The 2,436-nt window shown below is 32.1% G+C and carries 2 protein-coding genes; one reads left to right on the top strand and one right to left on the bottom strand.

Going from position 1 to position 2,436, the window contains the following annotated elements; genetic code table 11:
• Positions 1-137: 137 nt before the first annotated feature.
• Positions 138-665, bottom strand: coding sequence for a DUF4252 domain-containing protein (locus tag AAEO59_RS16310; protein ID WP_341701807.1), 528 nt, complete (start codon positions 663-665; stop codon positions 138-140).
• 195 nt (positions 666-860) lie between these two features.
• On the opposite strand from AAEO59_RS16310, the gene AAEO59_RS16305 reads away from it, so the two are divergent.
• Complete coding sequence (locus AAEO59_RS16305; protein ID WP_341701806.1) at positions 861-2,318, top strand: S41 family peptidase; 1,458 nt, start codon at positions 861-863, stop codon at positions 2,316-2,318.
• The last annotated feature ends 118 nt before the right edge of the window (positions 2,319-2,436 follow it).

Genomic DNA, 2,436 nt, shown 5'->3' with positions numbered 1-2,436 from the left:
AATCCAAAACTGGGGATTAATCCTCAATCAGTTCTTAACTATATTTGAAAAAAGGGTTCAACTTTAATTAAAAGTCAAACCCCGTTATTTTTTTAACTTACACACTTTTTAGGATAGTGTCTTTATTAAAATCTAATTTACTTTTGCGTAAGCTTTTTAAGCTCTGTTCCTCCCGGAATTTGCATTTTATCAGTCAAAACCGGGATATCATTCAAACTAAAAACCCCTGTCAAAGACATTAATACTGAGCGATTAATACCATTTGCATCATCTTCAATAAACATTACAAATTCATTAAGTTGATTAGCATTTCCAGATCTCTTTACATCAATGGTTATTTGCTTTCCTTTTTCATTAACTTTTTTCAATTCCTCTAATGCTGAAGATTTTATGTAAGTATCAGCTACTTCCTTCATCTTTAGGGCAGCTGCTTTATTAGTAGTCGAAAAAACCCTCAAATCATTTAAATTTTGAATAAGTTTCAAATATTGCTGTGTTTCCTTATCAGAAGCATCTACTTTAACTTTACTCATCAACTCAAACATCTTTTTGTTTACAACAACTGATACAATCTCTTCCTTACCGTTAAATTGATCAAAAACCGCTTGTGCGTAGAACGAACCAGAAGCGAGAACAAAAAACAACGTAACAAATACTTTTTTCATTTTTTATATATTTATATTAAATCACATTCTTACTTTAAATAACTCTTACCATTTTTATGCCAAAAAACCAACCCATTGATTTTCAATCACAAAAAGTAAATTACTTAACTTTATGGGCAATTTTCAATTGGCTAAAAAGCCTAAATAAAATTAAAGATAGTATTTTTACAAAAAACAGCACTAATTTTAAGCTAAATGAAAACACCATTTAAACAACTAATCCTGCTTTTTGTCTCTTTCATTTCCTTAAATAGCTGTCAGGATTATGATGACAAATTACCTGAGTCTACTGAATTAGATGTTCAAAAATTCATTTGGAGAGGGCTTAACGAACTGTATTTATGGCAAGCCAATGTTCCGGATTTAAGTGATAAGAGATTTCAAAACAACTTAGAATATTATAATTTTTTAGAACAATATACTCCCGAAGATTTATTTCAAAATTTATTGTATCGTCCCCCAGGCTCTGATGATGCAACACAGTATGGTGCTGTAGATCGCAACAGTTGGATTGTAAGCGATTATCTTACTCTGGAACAAGAATTAAGTGGCACTTCTAAAAACAATGGTGTTGTTTTTGGTTTTAGTCGCCTTTCATCAACAAGCGATCAAGTTATTGCCTATGTAAAATATATTATCCCTAACTCTGATGCTTCAACTAAAAATATCAAACGCGGGGAAATTATTTATGCGGTCAACAATATCCCTTTGACCTTAGATAATTATGTCAATCTATTTTTTAGTTCCAATGAAAATTACAGCGTGAGTCTAGCTGATTTAACCTATGACACCAATAATAATCCGATAATTACCCCTAACGGAAAAACACTTGATTTAACCAAAACAACCTTGGCTGAAAACCCCATTTTAATTAAAAAAGTAATTACAAATGGTACACATAAAATTGGCTACCTTATGTATAATGGCTTCTACTCTTCTTCTGAATCTGAACTTAATGATGTTTTTGGATATTTTAAATCTGAAGGCATTACTGATTTGGTCTTAGATTTAAGATACAATGGGGGTGGATTAGTTCCTACAGCTGCTCGTTTAGCGAGTATGATAACAGGTCAATTTACAGGGAAAATTTTTAGCGAATTAGCATATAATGCTAAAAAATCCTTTCTTAACCGAAAATATACTTTTGTAAGTACCTTAAACGGTAAATCTCTCAACAGTATAAATCTTTCTACAGTTTATGTTTTAACAACAAGAAGTACCGCTTCAGCCAGCGAACTCATCGTAAATGGTCTTGATCCATATATAAATGTAGTTCAAATAGGTGATTATACTTACGGAAAAAATGTAGCTTCCGTTACGCTTTACGATTCCCCTACATTTACGAAAACTAATATCAATCCAAACCATCGCTATGCAATGCAGCTTATTGTAGCCAACTCTGTAAATGCAGTTGGTTTTGGTGATTATTCATATGTAGGTCTAAAACCAGATTATCAACTGACCGAAAGAATAAAAACAATGGGAGTTCTTGGCGATCCAAATGAACCTTTACTAAGTACAGCCATCGGAAAAATTACCGGAACGACTAAATTGATTCTTCCTGAAAAAACAACTCCTGATTTCATCTATTTAAATAATTCTAAGACACTTCAAGGACAAAATAGCATGTATTTTGATCTTTCTAATTACTAAACCACTCTGCACTGAAAGTGCAGAGGTTGGTTTTTACGAGGGACTGAAAGTCCCTCTTTTTCTTTCATTCGAGAATGAAATTTGAATTCTCATTATCATCTTTTTTCCGATGATGCTC

The sequence above is a fragment of the Flavobacterium flavipallidum genome (assembly GCF_038289905.1).
Classification (GTDB): domain Bacteria; phylum Bacteroidota; class Bacteroidia; order Flavobacteriales; family Flavobacteriaceae; genus Flavobacterium; species Flavobacterium flavipallidum.
This window is presented reverse-complemented; position numbering and strand designations above follow the sequence as displayed.